This is a genomic window from Cupriavidus sp. USMAA2-4 (assembly GCF_001854305.1).
Lineage (GTDB): Bacteria > Pseudomonadota > Gammaproteobacteria > Burkholderiales > Burkholderiaceae > Cupriavidus > Cupriavidus malaysiensis.
Genome location: NZ_CP017749.1, coordinates 1,989,060 through 2,005,747 on the forward strand (window position 1 = coordinate 1,989,060; position 16,688 = coordinate 2,005,747).

General features: G+C 65.2%; 9 protein-coding genes, 2 tRNA genes and 2 rRNA genes. 5 read left to right on the forward strand and 8 right to left on the reverse strand.

What is annotated here, in order from left to right; all coding sequences use genetic code 11:
• The first annotated feature begins 85 nt into the window (after nucleotides 1–85).
• Nucleotides 86–1,078, forward strand: a complete 993-nt coding sequence (locus BKK79_RS28815) for a Bug family tripartite tricarboxylate transporter substrate binding protein (protein WP_083384690.1) — start codon at nucleotides 86–88, stop codon at nucleotides 1,076–1,078.
• 58 nt (nucleotides 1,079–1,136) lie between these two features.
• Here BKK79_RS28815 and BKK79_RS28820 read toward each other — a convergent pair whose 3' ends face one another.
• The 8 genes from BKK79_RS28820 to BKK79_RS28855 all read right to left on the reverse strand — a co-directional run bounded on the left by BKK79_RS28820 (nucleotide 1,137) and on the right by BKK79_RS28855 (nucleotide 11,128).
• Complete coding sequence (locus BKK79_RS28820) at nucleotides 1,137–2,612, reverse strand: amidohydrolase family protein (RefSeq protein WP_071039525.1); 1,476 nt, start codon at nucleotides 2,610–2,612, stop codon at nucleotides 1,137–1,139.
• The gene (locus BKK79_RS28825) at nucleotides 2,609–3,403 is read right to left on the reverse strand and encodes an ABC transporter permease (protein ID WP_071039526.1); all 795 of its coding nucleotides are present in this window, start codon (nucleotides 3,401–3,403) and stop codon (nucleotides 2,609–2,611) included. Before BKK79_RS28825 ends, BKK79_RS28820 begins: the two co-directional genes overlap by 4 nt.
• A 33-nt stretch (nucleotides 3,404–3,436) precedes the next feature.
• Nucleotides 3,437–4,342 (reverse strand): ABC transporter ATP-binding protein, encoded by a 906-nt coding sequence (locus BKK79_RS28830; RefSeq protein WP_084085293.1) that lies wholly within the window; start codon nucleotides 4,340–4,342, stop codon nucleotides 3,437–3,439.
• A gap of 51 nt (nucleotides 4,343–4,393) precedes the next feature.
• Entirely contained in the window at nucleotides 4,394–5,389 is a 996-nt protein-coding gene (locus BKK79_RS28835) for an ABC transporter substrate-binding protein (RefSeq protein WP_071039527.1), read from the reverse strand.
• 444 nt (nucleotides 5,390–5,833) lie between these two features.
• Nucleotides 5,834–6,283, reverse strand: coding sequence for a hypothetical protein (locus tag BKK79_RS28840; RefSeq protein WP_071039528.1), 450 nt, complete (start codon nucleotides 6,281–6,283; stop codon nucleotides 5,834–5,836).
• A 76-nt stretch (nucleotides 6,284–6,359) separates the two neighbouring features.
• Nucleotides 6,360–7,688, reverse strand: a complete 1,329-nt coding sequence (locus BKK79_RS28845) for an MFS transporter (RefSeq protein WP_071021743.1) — start codon at nucleotides 7,686–7,688, stop codon at nucleotides 6,360–6,362.
• 54 nt (nucleotides 7,689–7,742) lie between these two features.
• Nucleotides 7,743–9,254 carry an amidase gene (locus tag BKK79_RS28850; RefSeq protein WP_071039529.1) on the reverse strand — a complete coding sequence of 504 codons (1,512 nt, stop codon included), beginning with the start codon at nucleotides 9,252–9,254 and terminating at the stop codon, nucleotides 7,743–7,745.
• A gap of 278 nt (nucleotides 9,255–9,532) precedes the next feature.
• Nucleotides 9,533–11,128, reverse strand: a complete 1,596-nt coding sequence (locus BKK79_RS28855) for a 3'-5' exonuclease family protein (RefSeq protein WP_071039530.1) — start codon at nucleotides 11,126–11,128, stop codon at nucleotides 9,533–9,535.
• A gap of 545 nt (nucleotides 11,129–11,673) precedes the next feature.
• Between BKK79_RS28855 and BKK79_RS28860 the strand changes: the two genes are divergently transcribed.
• The 4 genes from BKK79_RS28860 (at nucleotide 11,674) to BKK79_RS28875 (ending at nucleotide 16,596) form a co-directional block, all read left to right on the forward strand.
• Nucleotides 11,674–13,205 (forward strand): 16S ribosomal RNA (locus tag BKK79_RS28860).
• 61 nt (nucleotides 13,206–13,266) lie between these two features.
• Nucleotides 13,267–13,343, forward strand: a tRNA-Ile gene (locus tag BKK79_RS28865).
• Between the two features lie 10 nt (nucleotides 13,344–13,353).
• Nucleotides 13,354–13,429 (forward strand) — tRNA-Ala (locus tag BKK79_RS28870).
• Between the two features lie 288 nt (nucleotides 13,430–13,717).
• Nucleotides 13,718–16,596, forward strand: a 23S ribosomal RNA gene (locus tag BKK79_RS28875).
• The 16S and 23S rRNA genes sit together here with 2 tRNA genes alongside, the layout of an rRNA operon.
• The last annotated feature ends 92 nt before the right edge of the window (nucleotides 16,597–16,688 follow it).

A 16,688-nucleotide genomic window follows, 5' to 3' on the forward strand; every position in this document is an offset into this window, starting at 1 on the left:
TTGCGGCTGGCGCGCGCCGGCGCGATGTCCGCGGGACCACCTCGCCGGCCGGCCTTGCCCATACCTGGAATCAAGGGGAGACTCCATGCACGACAAGATGACACGACGCGGTTTCGGTCGCCTGGGCGCCGCCGCGCTGCTGGCCGGCGCAGCCCTGGGTGCGGGCCCGGCCGCCGCGGCCTGGCCGGACAAGCCGATCCGCCTGGTGGTCGGTTTCCCGCCCGGCGGGCCGGTCGACACCCATGCGCGCCTGCTGGCGGAAAAGCTGCAGCCGCTGCTGGGCCAGACCATCGTGGTCGACTACAAGGCCGGCGCGGCGGGCAACATCGGTTCCGACACCGTCGCCAAGGCCGCCCCGGACGGCTACACGCTGCTGCTGGCCAACACCGGCCAGATGGCGATCAACGGCTCGCTCTATCCCAAGCTCAGCTACGCCATGCCGCGCGATTTCGCGCCGGTGGCGCGCACCGCGCTGATCCCGCTGGTGATGGTGGTCAACAACAACGTGCCGGCGCACAACCTGAAGGAATTCATCGCCTACGCCAAGGCCAATCCCGGCAAGTTGAACTTCGCCTCGGGCGGCAACGGCGGCATCTCGCACCTGATGCCCGAGATGTTCATGCAGGCCACCGGCACCGACCTGACCCACGTGCCCTACAAGGGCAGCGCGCCGGCCCTGACCGACGTGATGTCCGGACAGGCGCAGATGATGGCCGACTCGGTGCCCCTGTTCACCGGCTTCATCAAGGGCGGCAAGGTGCGTGCGCTGGCCGTCACCTCACGCCACCGCTCGCCGGCGCTGCCCAATGTGCCGACCATGGAAGAGGCGGGACTGAAGAATTTCGAGGTGGTCGGCTTCTACGGCATGCTGGCGCCGGCCGGCACGCCCAAGGACGTGGTGGCCCGCCTGGCCGGCGCGCTGGAAACGGTGCTGAAGGACCCGGACACGCGCGCCAAGCTCGAGGTGCAGGGAGCGGAAGCTGCCTGGCAGGGGCCGGAAGCCTTCGCCAGGACCATTGCCGCTGAGCAGAAGCTGTGGGGGCAGGCGGTCAAGGCCTCGGGCGCCACCATCGACTGAGGTCCGAAGCCTTTCCCGCGGCGGCGCCCACGCAAGTCCCTCAAGTCCCTCAAGTCCCTCAGGCCGCCAGCCGGTCGGCGCGTTCGCGCAGGGCGCGCACGGCCGCGCGGGCCTGGGCGCCCAGTTCCGCCAGGTCGAGGCCGGCTACCTGGTCGTGCTCGGCCACCAGCCGGCCGCCGACCAGCAGCGCGCGCAAGGCGGGCCGGCCGCCGCTGGCCACCGGGGCGATGCCGGGATCGTGCAGGCCGAAGCAGCGCGGATCATCCAGGCGGTAGATGGCGAGGTCGGCGGCCATGCCCTCGCGCAGCGTGCCGACCCGGCTCAGGCCCAGCACGGCGGCGCCGCCGGCGGTGCCCCAGCGCACCACGTCCTCCACCCGCGCCGCGTCGGCGCCGCCCTCGAAGCTGCCGCCCTGCGCCAGCGGCCGGGCTGCCTCTCCACGCCGCGCGCGCTGCAGCAGCCAGGCCGCGTGTGCCTCCGAGATCATGTCCGCCGCCTCGTTCGAGGCGGCGCCGTCCACCCCCAGCGAGACCGGCACGCCGGCCGCCTCCAGTGCGGGGATATCGGCGATGCCGCTGCCCAGCCGGCCGTTGCTCTGGGGGCAGTGGGCGATGCCGGTGCCGCTGGCGCCGAGCTGCCGGATCTCCTCCGGCGCCAACTTGACCAGGTGCGCGAACCAGACGTCGGGGCCCAGCCACTCGTGCTCGGCGCAGAAGCCGACCGGCGTGGCGGCGAAGCGTGCCAGCGCCGTATTCTGGTATTCGACCGTCTCCGACAGGTGGCTGTGCAGCCGGATGCCCAGCCGGCGCGCGCTGCGCGCGCAGGCGCGCAGTTCCTCCGGCGCCATCGAATAGAGCGGCGTGGTCGGGGCCATCGCCACGCGCCGCATGGCGTCCGGGGCCGGGTCGTGGTAACGCGCCACCAGCCGCTCGCAGTCGGCCAGGAAGGCATCCAGCGATTCCGGGCGCAGCGCCTGCGGCAGCTCGCTTTCCAGCTGGCGGGTGCGGGTGGCGCCGCCGCGGCACAGCACGAAGCGCAGGCCGAGCGCCTCGGCCTCCTCGAACAGGATGGCCGAACTGTCGAAGGGCATGCCCGGGTAGTAGAGATAGTTGTGGTCGGCGACCGTGCCGCAGCCGCTGCGCAGCAGCTCGACCAGGCCGATGCGCGCGGCCAGGCGGAAGGTGGCTTCGTCGAAGGCGGCGCGGAATCGGTAGGGCGTGGCGCCCAGCCAGGGCGTCAGGCTCAGGTCGAGGCCGGCCGGGTCGCCCTTGAGCAGCGACTGGAACAGGTGGTGATGGGTGTTGACCCAGGCCGGGTAGACCGCGCAGTCGGTGGCGTCGATCTGCGCTTCGCCCGCCAGCGGCGCCAGCGCGCCGATGGCCTCGATGCAGCCGTCGCGCACGCGCAGGTCGGGGCCGGCATGCCGTTCGCCGGGGCCGGGCAGCCCGGTCAGGATGGCCGCGGCGTTGCGGATCAGCAGCGAGGGCGCCGGCGAGGGAGAGGGAAAAGGAGAGGAGGGGGCGGAAGGGGTCATGCCAGCTCGCTTTCGTGCCAGTGGGAGAGAACCAGCCGCGACAGCGCGACCATCAGGCCGAACAGGGCCACGCCGGTCAGCGTGATCAGCAGCAGCGCCGCGAACAGGCGCGGGATGTTCAGCGCGAAGCCGGCCTGCAGGATCTGGTAGGCCAGCCCCGCGCCGGTGCCGCCGGTGCCGGCGACGAACTCCGCCACCACCGCGCCGATCAGCGCCAGCCCGCAGGAGATGCGCAGGCCGCCGAAGAAATAGGGCAGCGCGCTGGGGATGCGCAGGCGCCGCAGCGTGTCCCAGCGGCTGGCGCGGTTCAGGCGGAACAGGTTGAGCAGGCCTGGGTTGACGCTGCGCAGGCCGAGCACGGTGTTGGAGAGGATGGGGAAGACCGCCACCATGGTGGCGCAGATCACCAGGGCCAGGGTCGGCTCCTTGACCCAGATGATGATCAGCGGGGCGATGGCCACCACGGGTGTCACCTGCAGCAGGATGGCGTAGGGGAACAGGCTGGCTTCGATCAGCCGGCTCTGCACGAACAGGAAGGCGGCGGCGGTGCCGAGCACCACGGCCAGCGCGAAGGCCAGCAGCGTGATCTTCAGCGTCACCAGCAGCGAGCCGGCCAGCAGGCTCCAGTCTTCCACCAGCGTGTGCAGGATGGTCAGCGGGGCGGGCACCAGGTAGGCGGGTACCTGCAGCACCATGCAGGCGGCCTGCCAGGCCAGCAGGAGCAGCACGCCGACGGCGAGGGGCGCGGCGATGCGCTGCGCGGCGGGGCGCGAGAGCAGCGGAGGGGTCATGATGTTCTCCTGGCGAGGGATGGGGGCAGCGGTTCAGGACGGCTGGGCGGCATCGCCGGCGGCGGCGTTGGCCTCGGCCAGCAGTGTCGACAACTGGCTGCAGTACTGCACGAAGGCGGGCGAGACGCGGAAGGCTTCGTCGCGCGGCCCCGGCGCTTCGATCGGCACGTCGGCGATCACGCGGCCCGGGCGCGCCGCCATCACCACCACGCGGGTCGACAGGTAGACCGCCTCGTAGATGCTGTGGGTGACGAACACCACGGTCAGGCCGCGCTCGGCCCATAGCGCGCGCAGGTCGGCGTCGAGCTTGTTGCGCGTGAACTCGTCCAGCGCGCCGAAAGGCTCGTCCATCAGCAGCAGGTCGGGACCGGTGGCAAGCGCGCGGGCGATCGACACGCGCATCTGCATGCCGCCCGACAGCTCGCGCGGATAGGATCCGGCGAAGCGCTCCAGCCCGACCAGTGCCAGCGCGCGCCGCACGCGTTCGTCGCTGTCGGCGCGCGGCATGCGCGCCAGATCGAGCGGCAGGCGGACATTGGCCGCCACCTTGGCCCACGGCATCAGCGTCGCTTCCTGGAACACCATGGCCATGGTGCGCCCGCCGTCGCGGGCCGTGCCCACGCCGATGGCCGGGCCGCCCCACCAGCGCAGGTGTCCGGCGCTGGGCGTCTCCAGGCCGGCGAAGAGCTTGAGCAAGGTGCTCTTGCCGCAGCCGGACGGGCCCAGCAGCGAGACGAAGTCACCGGGCCGGATGGCAAGCTTGACGCGCTCGAGCGCCACCGTGCCGTTGGGATAGGTCTTCTCGACCTGGTTGGCGAAGAGCAGGGCGTCGTCGGCACCGGCCGGCAAGGCGGTGCCGGCGGGCGGCTGCCCGGTCTGGGCAGGAGCGGGGGCGGGTGCGCCGCCGAGGGGCGCGCCGCTGCGGAAGAGGGCGGTCATGGCAATCTCCGGCTGTCTGGCTTCATGTCTTGCCGTTGGCGGCGCGCGCCGTCAGGGCATCACCTTGAGGTCCTTGACGAACTGCGTGGTGTAGGCCTGCTTCCAGTCGACGTCGGCCTTCAGCAGCCCGGTGCCGACCATGAAGTCGCGCGTCTTCTTCCAGCGCGAGTCGGTCATCACGCCGATGCCCTGCACCGCCGCGTCGCCGCCGCCCACCAGCTTGAAGGCCTTGAGCTTGTCCACGCCCCAGGCGAGCTGGTCGTCCTTCATGTTCGGGTTGTCCTGCTTGATCAGGGCATTGCCCGGCGCGGGGTCGGCCAGGTAGCTCTTCCAGCCTTCCATCGAGGCCTTGACGAAGCGCGCCACCAGTTCGGGCTTTTCCTTCACGGTCTTCTGCATGGCCACGATGGTGGTGCCGTAGGGCGGATAGCCGTCGTCGGCGAACAGGAAGAACTTCGTCTTCACGCCGGCCTTGGTGGCGGCGAACACCTCGGACGAGGCGTAGGCCTGCTGGGTCGACTTCGGATCGGCGATGAAGGGCTGCAGGTTGAAGGTGTAGACCCGCGACTGGCTCTCGTCGAGCTGGTACTTCTCCTTCAGCCAGGGCCACCACGTGGTGCGGCCGGAGGTCGAGACCAGGATGGTGCGGCCCTTGAGGTCGGCCAGGCCCTTGACGTCCTCGTGCGTCATCAGGCCCTGCAGGTCCGACTGGAAGGACGCGGCCACGGTGGTGGCCGGCACGCCCTGCTCGATGCCCTTGAGCACCTGCAGGTCGTAGCCCATCAGGAAGTCGGCCTGGCCGCTGGTCAGGATCTGCATGCCGTTGACCTGCGGGCCGCCCATGCGGATGGTCACGTCGAGCCCGTACTTCTTGTAGATGCCGGTGGCGACCGCCTGGTAGAAGCCGCCATGCTCGGCCTGGGCATACCACGAGGTCAGGAAGGTGACCTTGTCGGCCGCGGCCGCGGTGCCGGGGGCGGCGGCGAAAGCGCCGAGGGCGAGCGCGGCGGCGAGGAGCGCGCGGCGCAGGGGGGAAGGCGACGTCATGGGGACTCCTTTCAGGGTGGTTTGATACGCAAGGGACAGCAGGGCGCGCGGTCCGGACGGGCGGGGTCCGGAAGCGGATGGGGGGAGGCAGCATTGGGGAAGTCGGGACATCGTCGGCCAGGCTCTCGGTCAGCCGGCCACGCCGGCCGGTGTCGAACACGGCGCCCCCTGCCGGGCTGGCCGGCGCGAGGCGCATGGTGTGCAACCCGTGGGTTGCGAGAGCAATGTCCCGCGCCGGCGAACCCCGCCCCGCGGGGGGGGGCGATGCCGGCGCTAACCGCTTCTACTCGATACAGGGATCAGCAAGGGCCGTGCCAAGGCGCCGGCGCTGCCGGAGGGCCGGCGAGGCAGCCGGACGGGGTGCGTGGCCGGGGGCTTGAGCCGTTTTGGTGCGCGGCGGACAGGCGTCGGCACCAAGTCGGTGTGGCGCGCCGGGACGGGCGCTCAGGACGCCGCCGGCGGGGCGGAAGCCGGCACCTTGCGCGGCAGTTTCGCGCATTGTCCGAAGGCCGTGGTCATGCAGCAGGCGTCGCCGCTCCAGTCGGCGCGGAAGACGCGGCCGTCGGGGCCGGTGACCAGGCGGCGCCGGCAGATGCCGTTGTGCACGACCAGCGGCGGGTCGGTCGGGGCGCGCGCATCGTTCGGGCCGGTGCCGGGCGCGCGGGCGCCAGGGACTTCCTCCACCCAGAGGTAGGCCGTGCCGTCGGGCACGACCTGCACGGCCTGCGGCGGGCCCCACTGCGCCTTGGCTTCTTCGATGGGGGCCGCGTGCCAGGTATCGAGGGCACGCTGCATGACGTTGTCCTGCAGGCTGGCGCAGGCGGCCAGCGTGCAAAGGGCCAGGCCCGCGCAGAGTGTGGAGCGCCGGGGCTGGCGAGGGCGGGCGTGCGGCATGGTTCCTCCGGCGGCAAGGGGATCCCGCCAAAGGCTAGCCCGCGGCCGCGCGGCTGACAAGCGGCCGGCCGCCGCCTTATGCGGGTTTGCCCACCACCGGCGCCAGCACCGGCGCGCTGCCGTCCGCTGCGCGGTCGTCATCCGGGCCGCCGCTGCCGCCGGCCTGGTCGAGGTCCATGCCGCGCGTCTCGGGCAGCAGCAGCGCGGCGCCCACCACCATGGCGTAGCCGGCACCGGCGACGATAGCGATGGCGATCGGCAGCGAGGTGCGGCCGCTGCTGAGCCAGCCGACCGACAGCGGAAACAGCGAGCCGATCACGCGCCCGATGTTGTACGAGACGCCGTAGCCGGTCGCGCGGATATCGTTCGGATAGGACTCCGAGATGGTGGCGCCGATGCCGGCGAACACGCCCTGCATCAGCACGCCCAGCGGGAAGCCCAGCAGCAGCATCGAGGTGTTGGAGACCGGAATCACCATATAGACCATGGCCATCACCAGCGCGCCGGCGGCGAAGGCGACATAGGTCAGGCGCCGGCCCCAGCGATCGGAGGCATAGGAGCCGGCCACGTAGCCGGCCAGCGAACCGACGATGGTCACGGCCAGGTAGGAGCTGGTGCCGAACACCGACAGGCCGCGTTCCGTCTTGAGGAAGGTCGGCAGCCAGGTGGCGATGGCGTAGTAGGCGCCCAGCATGCCGCCGGACAGCAGGCTGCACAGCACCGTCTTGCCCAGCAGCTGGCGGCTGCCCAGGCGTGCCAGCTGGCCGAGCGCCGAGGGGCCGGTGCCGGCCTCGGCCCGGCTCTTGACGAAGACCTCGGGCTCTTCCAGGTTGCGGCGCATGTAGATGACGATCAGCGCCGGCAGGATGCCGACGAAGAAGCAGGCCCGCCACGCCGTCTCCGGCGGCAGCACGCTGAAGGCGATCGCATAGGCGATGGCGGCGGCGCCCCAGCCGAAGGAATAGCTGCTGGCGGTGAAGCCGGAATACTTGCCGCGGTGGGCCGGGTTGCGGATCAGCTCGGTGACCAGCACCATGCACAGCGAGGACTCGCCGCCGAAGCCCAGGCCCTGCAGCATGCGGAAGGCCATCAGCTGTTCGGGGCTGTTGGCCAGGCCGCACAGGAAGCAGGACACGCAGAACAGTACGATGGTCCAGCGCAGCACGCGCACGCGGCCATAGCGGTCGGCCAGGATGCCGGCGCCGATGGCGCCGACCAGCGAGGACACCAGCGTCCAGGTGACGATGGCGCCCGCCGTCGACTTGCTCATGCCCCACTGGGCGATCAGCGTCGTGATCAGGAAGGAATAGATCATGAAGTCGAACACGTCGACCGCATGCCCGAGGAAAGCGCCGTAGAAGCCCTTGCGCTCCATGCGTGATAGATCCCGGAACCAGTCCAGCATGATCGCTCCTTCTGTTCTTTGAGATGAGTGGGGGTGGTGGGGTGGCGGCTGCTCTTATGGCAGCGCGCGCGGGGAGGCCGCAGGCGGCCGGAAGGCGAAGCCCGCTTGCTCCAGCAGGCGGGCGAAGCGCAGCGAAGTCAGGTCGGCGTAGCGTGCCGCCACGATCTGCACGCCCACCGGCAGGCCGCTGCGGCCCGGGCCGATCGGCGCCACCGTCGAGGGCAGGCCGCACAGGCCGGAATGGCCGGCCCAGAACAACTGGCTGGTCAGCGGCAGCGTGCCGCCGTTGACCGCGAGCGTGCGTTGCCAGGGCTCGCCGCTCTCGTCGATGGGGAAGGCGGTGGTGACCGCGGCAGGGCAGAGCAGGACGTCGAACTCGGCGAAAAAGCGCTGCCATGAGGCGGCGAAGGCTGCCCGCTTCTGCTGCAACTGCAGCCAGTCGCGATGCCGGATGCCCGCCCCCGTATACTGCAGCGCGGCGTAGTCGCGCCGCTGCGGATCGAGCCCGGCGGCCTGGGCCAGCACCGCGCCGAAGCCGGCCTCGTCCATGTGGACCGAGGTGGTGGCGCGCAGCATCGTCACATAGGTGTGCCACAGTTCGTCGGCGTCGAAATCCGGGCGCCGGTGCCATGCCACCTGCGCGCCCTGTGCCTCCAGCCAGCGGCCCAGGCCTTCGATCTGATCGCCGACCTCGCTGTCGGCCTCGGCCAGCGCATGGGTGGGCAGCACCGCCACGCGGAAGTCCGCCAATCCTTGCCTGGGGCAGGCCGGCAACTGCAGGCGCCAGGCCAGGGCCGTTTCGCCATCGGGCCCGGCGAGCGTATCCAGCACCAGCTCCAGGTCGCGCGCGCTGCGCGCCAGCGGGCCGGCGACATTGATCTCCTGTTCGCCGTAGTGCGTGCCGATGCCGTGGCCGCGCAGCGGTACCACGCCGTGGCTGCTCTTGTGCGAGAACACGCCGCAGTAGTGGGCGGGGTTGCGCAGCGACGAGCCGATGTCGGAACCGATATCGAAGAAGCTCATGCCGGCACAGACCGCGGCGGCACTGCCGCCCGAAGAGCCGCCTGGCGTTCGCGAGGGGTCATGCGGATTGCGCGTCGTGCCGTAGAGCGCGTTATAGCTCTGCCAGTCGCGCAAGGCGATGGGGACATTGGTCTTGCCCAGCAGCACCGCGCCGGCGGCGCGCAGGCGTTCGAGCACGGCGGCGTCCGCGGCGGGCACATTGCCAGCATGGGCAGGGTTGCCGCAGGTGGTCGGCCAGCCGGCGACATCGAAGGATTCCTTGATGGAGAAGGGGATGCCATCGAGCGGTCCCAGCGCTTGTCCCCGCGCGCGCCGCGCATCGCTCCGCGCGGCCGCGGCCCGCGCCGCGTCGAAGTCGGCCAGCACCAGCGCGTTGATGCTGGCGTGGCCCTGGCGGTAGGCCGTCTCACAGCAGTCGACCAGTTCCATGGCGCAGGTCTCGCCGCGCGCCAGGCGGGCAGCGGCCTGCCATACGGGCAGGAAGCGGAGGTCCTGGGAGTCCTGCTGCCAGGCTTCATCGCCTGCGAGATCTTGCCGGGTCACGATTCACTCCATCTCTCTGGTCGGTGCCGGCCGAAGGGGCGGCTGCCGTGGGGGCTGGGAGAGTTGAATCGGTATACTATATTCTAAACACACCCCTCTGCAAGGCGATTCTGCGGGCTACCTGGTTTTCCCGTATATGGTGCAATGCAGCGTGATTTTTAAGGAGATTTTGCGGAATTCTGCGCGGAAATGGGGATTTCAGCAGCATCCCTTGAGCGGTAATGCGCGAGTCGCGGAATTCTTTTGGTATACAAAGCACCGTTTCGGTGCTTTCTGGCTCAGTCGCTGAATGGTAGCGGCAGGGTGGCGGCCTGCCGGCGCCGCCGCGCGCGTCCGGCGGACACGGTGCGGTCCGCGGCGCCCGTGACGGCTTCTCCGTGTGCGGGTGTCGGGGCCAGCGTGGCCTGAGGTGCCTCCAGCACGAACTCGCGGCCGCGCGGGAGCGGGCGGGCCTCGGCCAGCAAGACGTCCAGGTGGGGTAGCAGGATCTGGTAGGTATCGAGATCGAAGCTGGCATGCCTGCCCAGCAGGTCCGGCGTGGCTGCCAGGGTCGGGGCCGAGCCGAGGTAGCACCAGTTCTCCAGCACATGCCAGGGGTGGCGCGCGCCCCGCCCCTCGCGCCAGGCCACCGGGCCCGGGAAGGGCCAGGGGCGCAGCGCCATCGACGCCAGGGCCGACTCGGTGCGGGCGCGGTGCTCGGCGGCCGGCTCCTTGCCCACGCAGGCGCCGGCGCAGCGCTGCAGTTGATGGGCAAAGCAGGGCGTGCCGGCGCGCTTGTGGCGTTCCAGGCGCAGGGTGGACTCGCACAGGCCGTGTTCCTGGGCCAGCGCACGCAGCGCGCTCTCGGCAGCGGCGCGGCTCGGGAAGGCGCCATAGAGGGCGGATGGCCGGCTGAAATCGGTGTCGCGGTCCGAGCGCAGTCGCGGCGCCGCCAGGCCTGGCGGCATCTCCCAGGAATAGAGCCGGGCATTGCGCCGCAGGCGCTGGTTGTGCAGCGGCTGCAGGGTCTTGATCAGCCGGGCCTCCAGCAGCAGGGCGCCGATTTCGCCCCCGGTCTCGCGCCACTCCAGCCGTCGTATGGCGCGTGACAGGCTGGCGTCCTTGGCATCGCGGTGATCATTGGAGAAGTGTGCGCTGATGCGTTGGCGCAGGTGGATGCTCTTCCCTATATAGAGAGGCATCGGCTGGTCGCCGTAGAACAGGTACACGCCGGGACGGTCGGGGATGCCGTCGAGGGCGTCCTCCTCGAGTCCTGGCGGCAGGCTGCCATGCTTGACCAGGGAGCGCACGGCGGTATCCACCAGGGCCGGCGAGTACTGCGCGTGGATGTGCTGCCAGAACTGCCACAGCAGCTCGGCGTCGGCCAGCGCGCGGTGGCGCCCCTTCGGCTGCAGCCCGAAGCGCCCGATCAGTGCGTCGAGGCCGTGGCGTGCCGCTGTGGGAAACAGGGAGCGCGACAGCCGGACCGTGCACAAGACATCGGCGCGGAAGTCCACGCCAGCACGGCGGAATTCGCTTTTCAAGAAGCCATAGTCGAAACGGGCGTTGTGGGCGACGAAGAGCTTGCCGTGCAACCGCTCGGCCAGCCCTTCCGCCAGGCTGTCGAAGCTGGGTTTGCCGCGCACCATCTCGTCGTGGATGCCGGTCAGCCGCTGGATGAACGGTGGGATCGGCGTGCCGGGGTCGACCAGGGTCTCCCACTCCACGATGCCGTCCGGGCCGACCTCCACCACGCCGATCTCCGTGATGCGGTCGTGCTGGGCGTTGGCCCCGGTCGTCTCCAGGTCCACGAAGGCGATCGGTCGCGGTAGCGACGCCGCCAGCGCGAGCGGGTCGAGTTCCAGGGCGGGGTGGGAATCTGGATGGTCCGGCATCAGGCGATTCTATCCGGATCTCGGCATGGGCCTTGCCGTCAGTGTCGGGGTGCCTGCTGGCCGGCCGCGGGAGGCTGTCAAAATTTCTTCATGAAGGTCTTGCCAAGGCGGCCGGACTGGCCTACTATTCGCCCCCTCGCAACACGAAGCGCAGCGGCAAAGCCAGCAGCGACGCGGGTTGCGGGGTTGGCAGGATGGTGGGTGGTGCTGCGAAGCGCGACTGACCGAAGCGAAAAAGATGCTTCGAGCCTGTTGACGAAACGCAGAAAGTTGTTCATAATCTCGTTTCTCTGCTGCTGACAACGCAGCGACGCGGTAAGCAAAGCGAATCGCGTGAGTTCTTTAACAAACAAACAGCCGATAAGTGTGGGCGCTTGATGCGGGAAGCGGAAGACCTCGGTCTTCTAGCTTACAAGTTATCAGTGCTCGCACAGTAAACATGTTTGGTTTCGTCTTCGGACGGAGCCAGTCAGTTTTCTGAGAGTGAGCGACCGCTCGAAAGAGCGAGGTTTGCGCAGGCAACTGCGCGGAACCACACAGAGATTGAACTGAAGAGTTTGATCCTGGCTCAGATTGAACGCTGGCGGCATGCCTTACACATGCAAGTCGAACGGCAGCGCGGACTTCGGTCTGGCGGCGAGTGGCGAACGGGTGAGTAATACATCGGAACGTGCCCTGTTGTGGGGGATAACTAGTCGAAAGATTAGCTAATACCGCATACGACCTGAGGGTGAAAGCGGGGGACCGCAAGGCCTCGCGCAATAGGAGCGGCCGATGTCTGATTAGCTAGTTGGTGAGGTAAAGGCTCACCAAGGCGACGATCAGTAGCTGGTCTGAGAGGACGATCAGCCACACTGGGACTGAGACACGGCCCAGACTCCTACGGGAGGCAGCAGTGGGGAATTTTGGACAATGGGGGCAACCCTGATCCAGCAATGCCGCGTGTGTGAAGAAGGCCTTCGGGTTGTAAAGCACTTTTGTCCGGAAAGAAATCCTTTGGGCTAATACCCCGGAGGGATGACGGTACCGGAAGAATAAGCACCGGCTAACTACGTGCCAGCAGCCGCGGTAATACGTAGGGTGCGAGCGTTAATCGGAATTACTGGGCGTAAAGCGTGCGCAGGCGGTTTTGTAAGACAGGCGTGAAATCCCCGGGCTCAACCTGGGAATGGCGCTTGTGACTGCAAGGCTAGAGTGCGTCAGAGGGGGGTAGAATTCCACGTGTAGCAGTGAAATGCGTAGAGATGTGGAGGAATACCGATGGCGAAGGCAGCCCCCTGGGACGTGACTGACGCTCATGCACGAAAGCGTGGGGAGCAAACAGGATTAGATACCCTGGTAGTCCACGCCCTAAACGATGTCAACTAGTTGTTGGGGATTCATTTCTTCAGTAACGAAGCTAACGCGTGAAGTTGACCGCCTGGGGAGTACGGTCGCAAGATTAAAACTCAAAGGAATTGACGGGGACCCGCACAAGCGGTGGATGATGTGGATTAATTCGATGCAACGCGAAAAACCTTACCTACCCTTGACATGCCACTAACGAAGCAGAGATGCATCAGGTGCCCGAAAGGGAAAGTGGACACAGGTGCTGCATGGCTGTCGTCAGCTCGTGTCGTGAGATGTTGGGTTAAGTCCCGCAACGAGCGCAACCCTTGTCTCTAGTTGCTACGAAAGGGCACTCTAGAGAGACTGCCGGTGACAAACCGGAGGAAGGTGGGGATGACGTCAAGTCCTCATGGCCCTTATGGGTAGGGCTTCACACGTCATACAATGGTGCGTACAGAGGGTTGCCAACCCGCGAGGGGGAGCTAATCCCAGAAAACGCATCGTAGTCCGGATCGTAGTCTGCAACTCGACTACGTGAAGCTGGAATCGCTAGTAATCGCGGATCAGCATGCCGCGGTGAATACGTTCCCGGGTCTTGTACACACCGCCCGTCACACCATGGGAGTGGGTTTTGCCAGAAGTAGTTAGCCTAACCGCAAGGAGGGCGATTACCACGGCAGGGTTCATGACTGGGGTGAAGTCGTAACAAGGTAGCCGTACCGGAAGGTGCGGCTGGATCACCTCCTTTCCAGAGCGTGCTTCCCAAGTGAAGCGTTCACACTTATCGGTCTGTTTGCTGTTACAGCCAAGGGTCTGTAGCTCAGGTGGTTAGAGCACCGTCTTGATAAGGCGGGGGTCGTAGGTTCAAGTCCTACCAGACCCACCAAGTTATCCGAGGGGGATTAGCTCAGCTGGGAGAGCACCTGCTTTGCAAGCAGGGGGTCGTCGGTTCGATCCCGTCATCCTCCACCATCGACCTTGGGTTGGACAAGCCAAATGCAAGCGCTTAGCGTTGAGCGCTTGCATTTGGCGTTGGCCAAGCGATGCGAAAGTATCGGCTGTTCTTTAACAATATGGGATGTAGTAAAGGTGTCGTGAAGCCTTGATGAGAGGCTGAAGTAACCAACACGATACCGGGTTGTGATTGTATCAACCAAAGTATTTAAGTGATCGAAAGATGACTTGGAATACGGCACAAATGCGAGAACTCAACCTGTAATGAAGCGTTTCAAGCGCGAGCTTGAGACACACTCGTTATAGGGTCAAGCGAACAAGTGCATGTGGTGGATGCCTTGGCGATCACAGGCGATGAAGGACGCGGTAGCCTGCGAAAAGCTTCGGGGAGCTGGCAAACGAGCTTTGATCCGGAGATGTCCGAATGGGGAAACCCGGCCCGTATGGGTCATCCCTTGCTGAATACATAGGCAAGGGAAGCGAACGCGGCGAACTGAAACATCTAAGTAGCTGCAGGAACAGAAATCAACCGAGATTCCCAGAGTAGTGGCGAACGAAATGGGAAGAGCCTTGTACTCTTTAGCAGCATTGTTAGCAGAACGGGATGGAAAGCCCGGCCATAGCAGGTGATAGCCCTGTATGCGAAAACAGCGTTGTGGAACTAGGTGTACGACAAGTAGGGCGGGACACGTGAAATCCTGTCTGAAGATGGGGGGACCATCCTCCAAGGCTAAATACTCGTGATCGACCGATAGTGAACCAGTACCGTGAGGGAAAGGCGAAAAGAACCCCGGGAGGGGAGTGAAATAGATCCTGAAACCGCATGCATACAAACAGTCGGAGCCTGGAAACGGGTGACGGCGTACCTTTTGTATAATGGGTCAGCGACTTACATTCAGTGGCAAGCTTAACCGATTAGGGCAGGCGTAGCGAAAGCGAGTCCGAACAGGGCGTTCAGTCGCTGGGTGTAGACCCGAAACCAGATGATCTATCCATGGCCAGGTTGAAGGTGCGGTAACACGTACTGGAGGACCGAACCCACTAGTGTTGAAAAACTAGGGGATGAGCTGTGGATAGGGGTGAAAGGCTAAACAAATCTGGAAATAGCTGGTTCTCTCCGAAAACTATTTAGGTAGTGCCTCGTGTCTCACCTTCGGGGGTAGAGCACTGTCATGGTTGGGGGGTCTATTGCTGATTACCCCGCCATAGCAAACTCCGAATACCGAAGAGTGCAATCACGGGAGACAGACATCGGGTGCTAACGTCCGGTGTCAAGAGGGAAACAACCCAGACCGCCAGCTAAGGTCCCAAAGATTGGCTAAGTGGGAAACGAAGTGGGAAGGCTAAAACAGTCAGGAGGTTGGCTTAGAAGCAGCCACCCTTTAAAGAAAGCGTAATAGCTCACTGATCGAGTCGTCCTGCGCGGAAGATGTAACGGGGCTAAGCCAGTCACCGAAGCTGCGGACGCACGCAAGTGCGTGGTAGGAGAGCGTTCTGTAAGCCTGTGAAGGTGTCTTGTAAAGGATGCTGGAGGTATCAGAAGTGCGAATGCTGACATGAGTAGCGATAAAGGGGGTGAAAGGCCCCCTCGCCGTAAGCCCAAGGTTTCCTACGCAACGTTCATCGGCGTAGGGTGAGTCGGCCCCTAAGGCGAGGCAGAGATGCGTAGCTGATGGGAAGCAGGTTAATATTCCTGCACCGTCGTATGATGCGATGGGGGGACGGATCGCGGAAGGTTGTCCGGGTGTTGGAAGTCCCGGTCCCTGCAGTGGAGAAGGCGCTTAGGCAAATCCGGGCGCGGGATTCAAGGCTGTGGGGCGAGCGACCATGCGTCGCGAAGCAATCGGAAGTGGTTCCAAGAAAAGCCTCTAAGCTTCAGTCATACGAGACCGTACCGCAAACCGACACAGGTGGGCGAGATGAGTATTCTAAGGCGCTTGAGAGAACTCGGGAGAAGGAACTCGGCAAATTGGTACCGTAACTTCGGGATAAGGTACGCCCTGGTAGCTTGACTGGCCTGCGCCAGAAGGGTGAAGGGGTTGCAATAAACTGGTGGCTGCGACTGTTTAATAAAAACACAGCACTCTGCAAACACGAAAGTGGACGTATAGGGTGTGACGCCTGCCCGGTGCCGGAAGATTAAATGATGGGGTGCAAGCTCTTGATTGAAGTCCCGGTAAACGGCGGCCGTAACTATAACGGTCCTAAGGTAGCGAAATTCCTTGTCGGGTAAGTTCCGACCTGCACGAATGGCGTAACGATGGCCACACTGTCTCCTCCCGAGACTCAGCGAAGTTGAAGTGTTTGTGATGATGCAATCTCCCCGCGGCTAGACGGAAAGACCCCATGAACCTTTACTGTAGCTTTGCATTGGACTTTGAACCGATCTGTGTAGGATAGGTGGGAGGCTTTGAAACCGGGACGCTAGTTCCGGTGGAGCCGTCCTTGAAATACCACCCTGGTTTGTTTGAGGTTCTAACCTTGGCCCGTGAATCCGGGTCGGGGACAGTGCATGGTAGGCAGTTTGACTGGGGCGGTCTCCTCCCAAAGTGTAACGGAGGAGTTCGAAGGTACGCTTGGTACGGTCGGACATCGTACCTAAAGTGCAATGGCAAAAGCGTGCTTAACTGCGAGACCGACAAGTCGAGCAGGTGCGAAAGCAGGACATAGTGATCCGGTGGTTCTGTATGGAAGGGCCATCGCTCAACGGATAAAAGGTACTCTGGGGATAACAGGCTGATACCGCCCAAGAGTTCATATCGACGGCGGTGTTTGGCACCTCGATGTCGGCTCATCTCATCCTGGGGCTGTAGCCGGTCCCAAGGGTATGGCTGTTCGCCATTTAAAGAGGTACGTGAGCTGGGTTTAAAACGTCGTGAGACAGTTTGGTCCCTATCTGCCGTGGGCGTTGGAATCTTGACGGGGGCTGCTCCTAGTACGAGAGGACCGGAGTGGACGTACCGCTGGTGTACCTGTTGTCTCGCCAGAGGCATCGCAGGGTAGCTATGTACGGAAGAGATAACCGCTGAAAGCATCTAAGCGGGAAACTCGCCTGAAGATGAGGATTCCCTGGAGGCTTGACCTCCTTGAAGGGTCGTTCGAGACCAGGACGTTGATAGGCTGGGTGTGGAAGCGCAGTAATGCGTTAAGCTAACCAGTACTAATTGCCCGTAAGGCTTGATCCTATAACCAGTGTGTTTCACTGGTTGACGTATCGCGTGTGCCCAGAACGGTGCCGATACCTCACAACCAAGACTACATCCCTATTCGCTGCGAC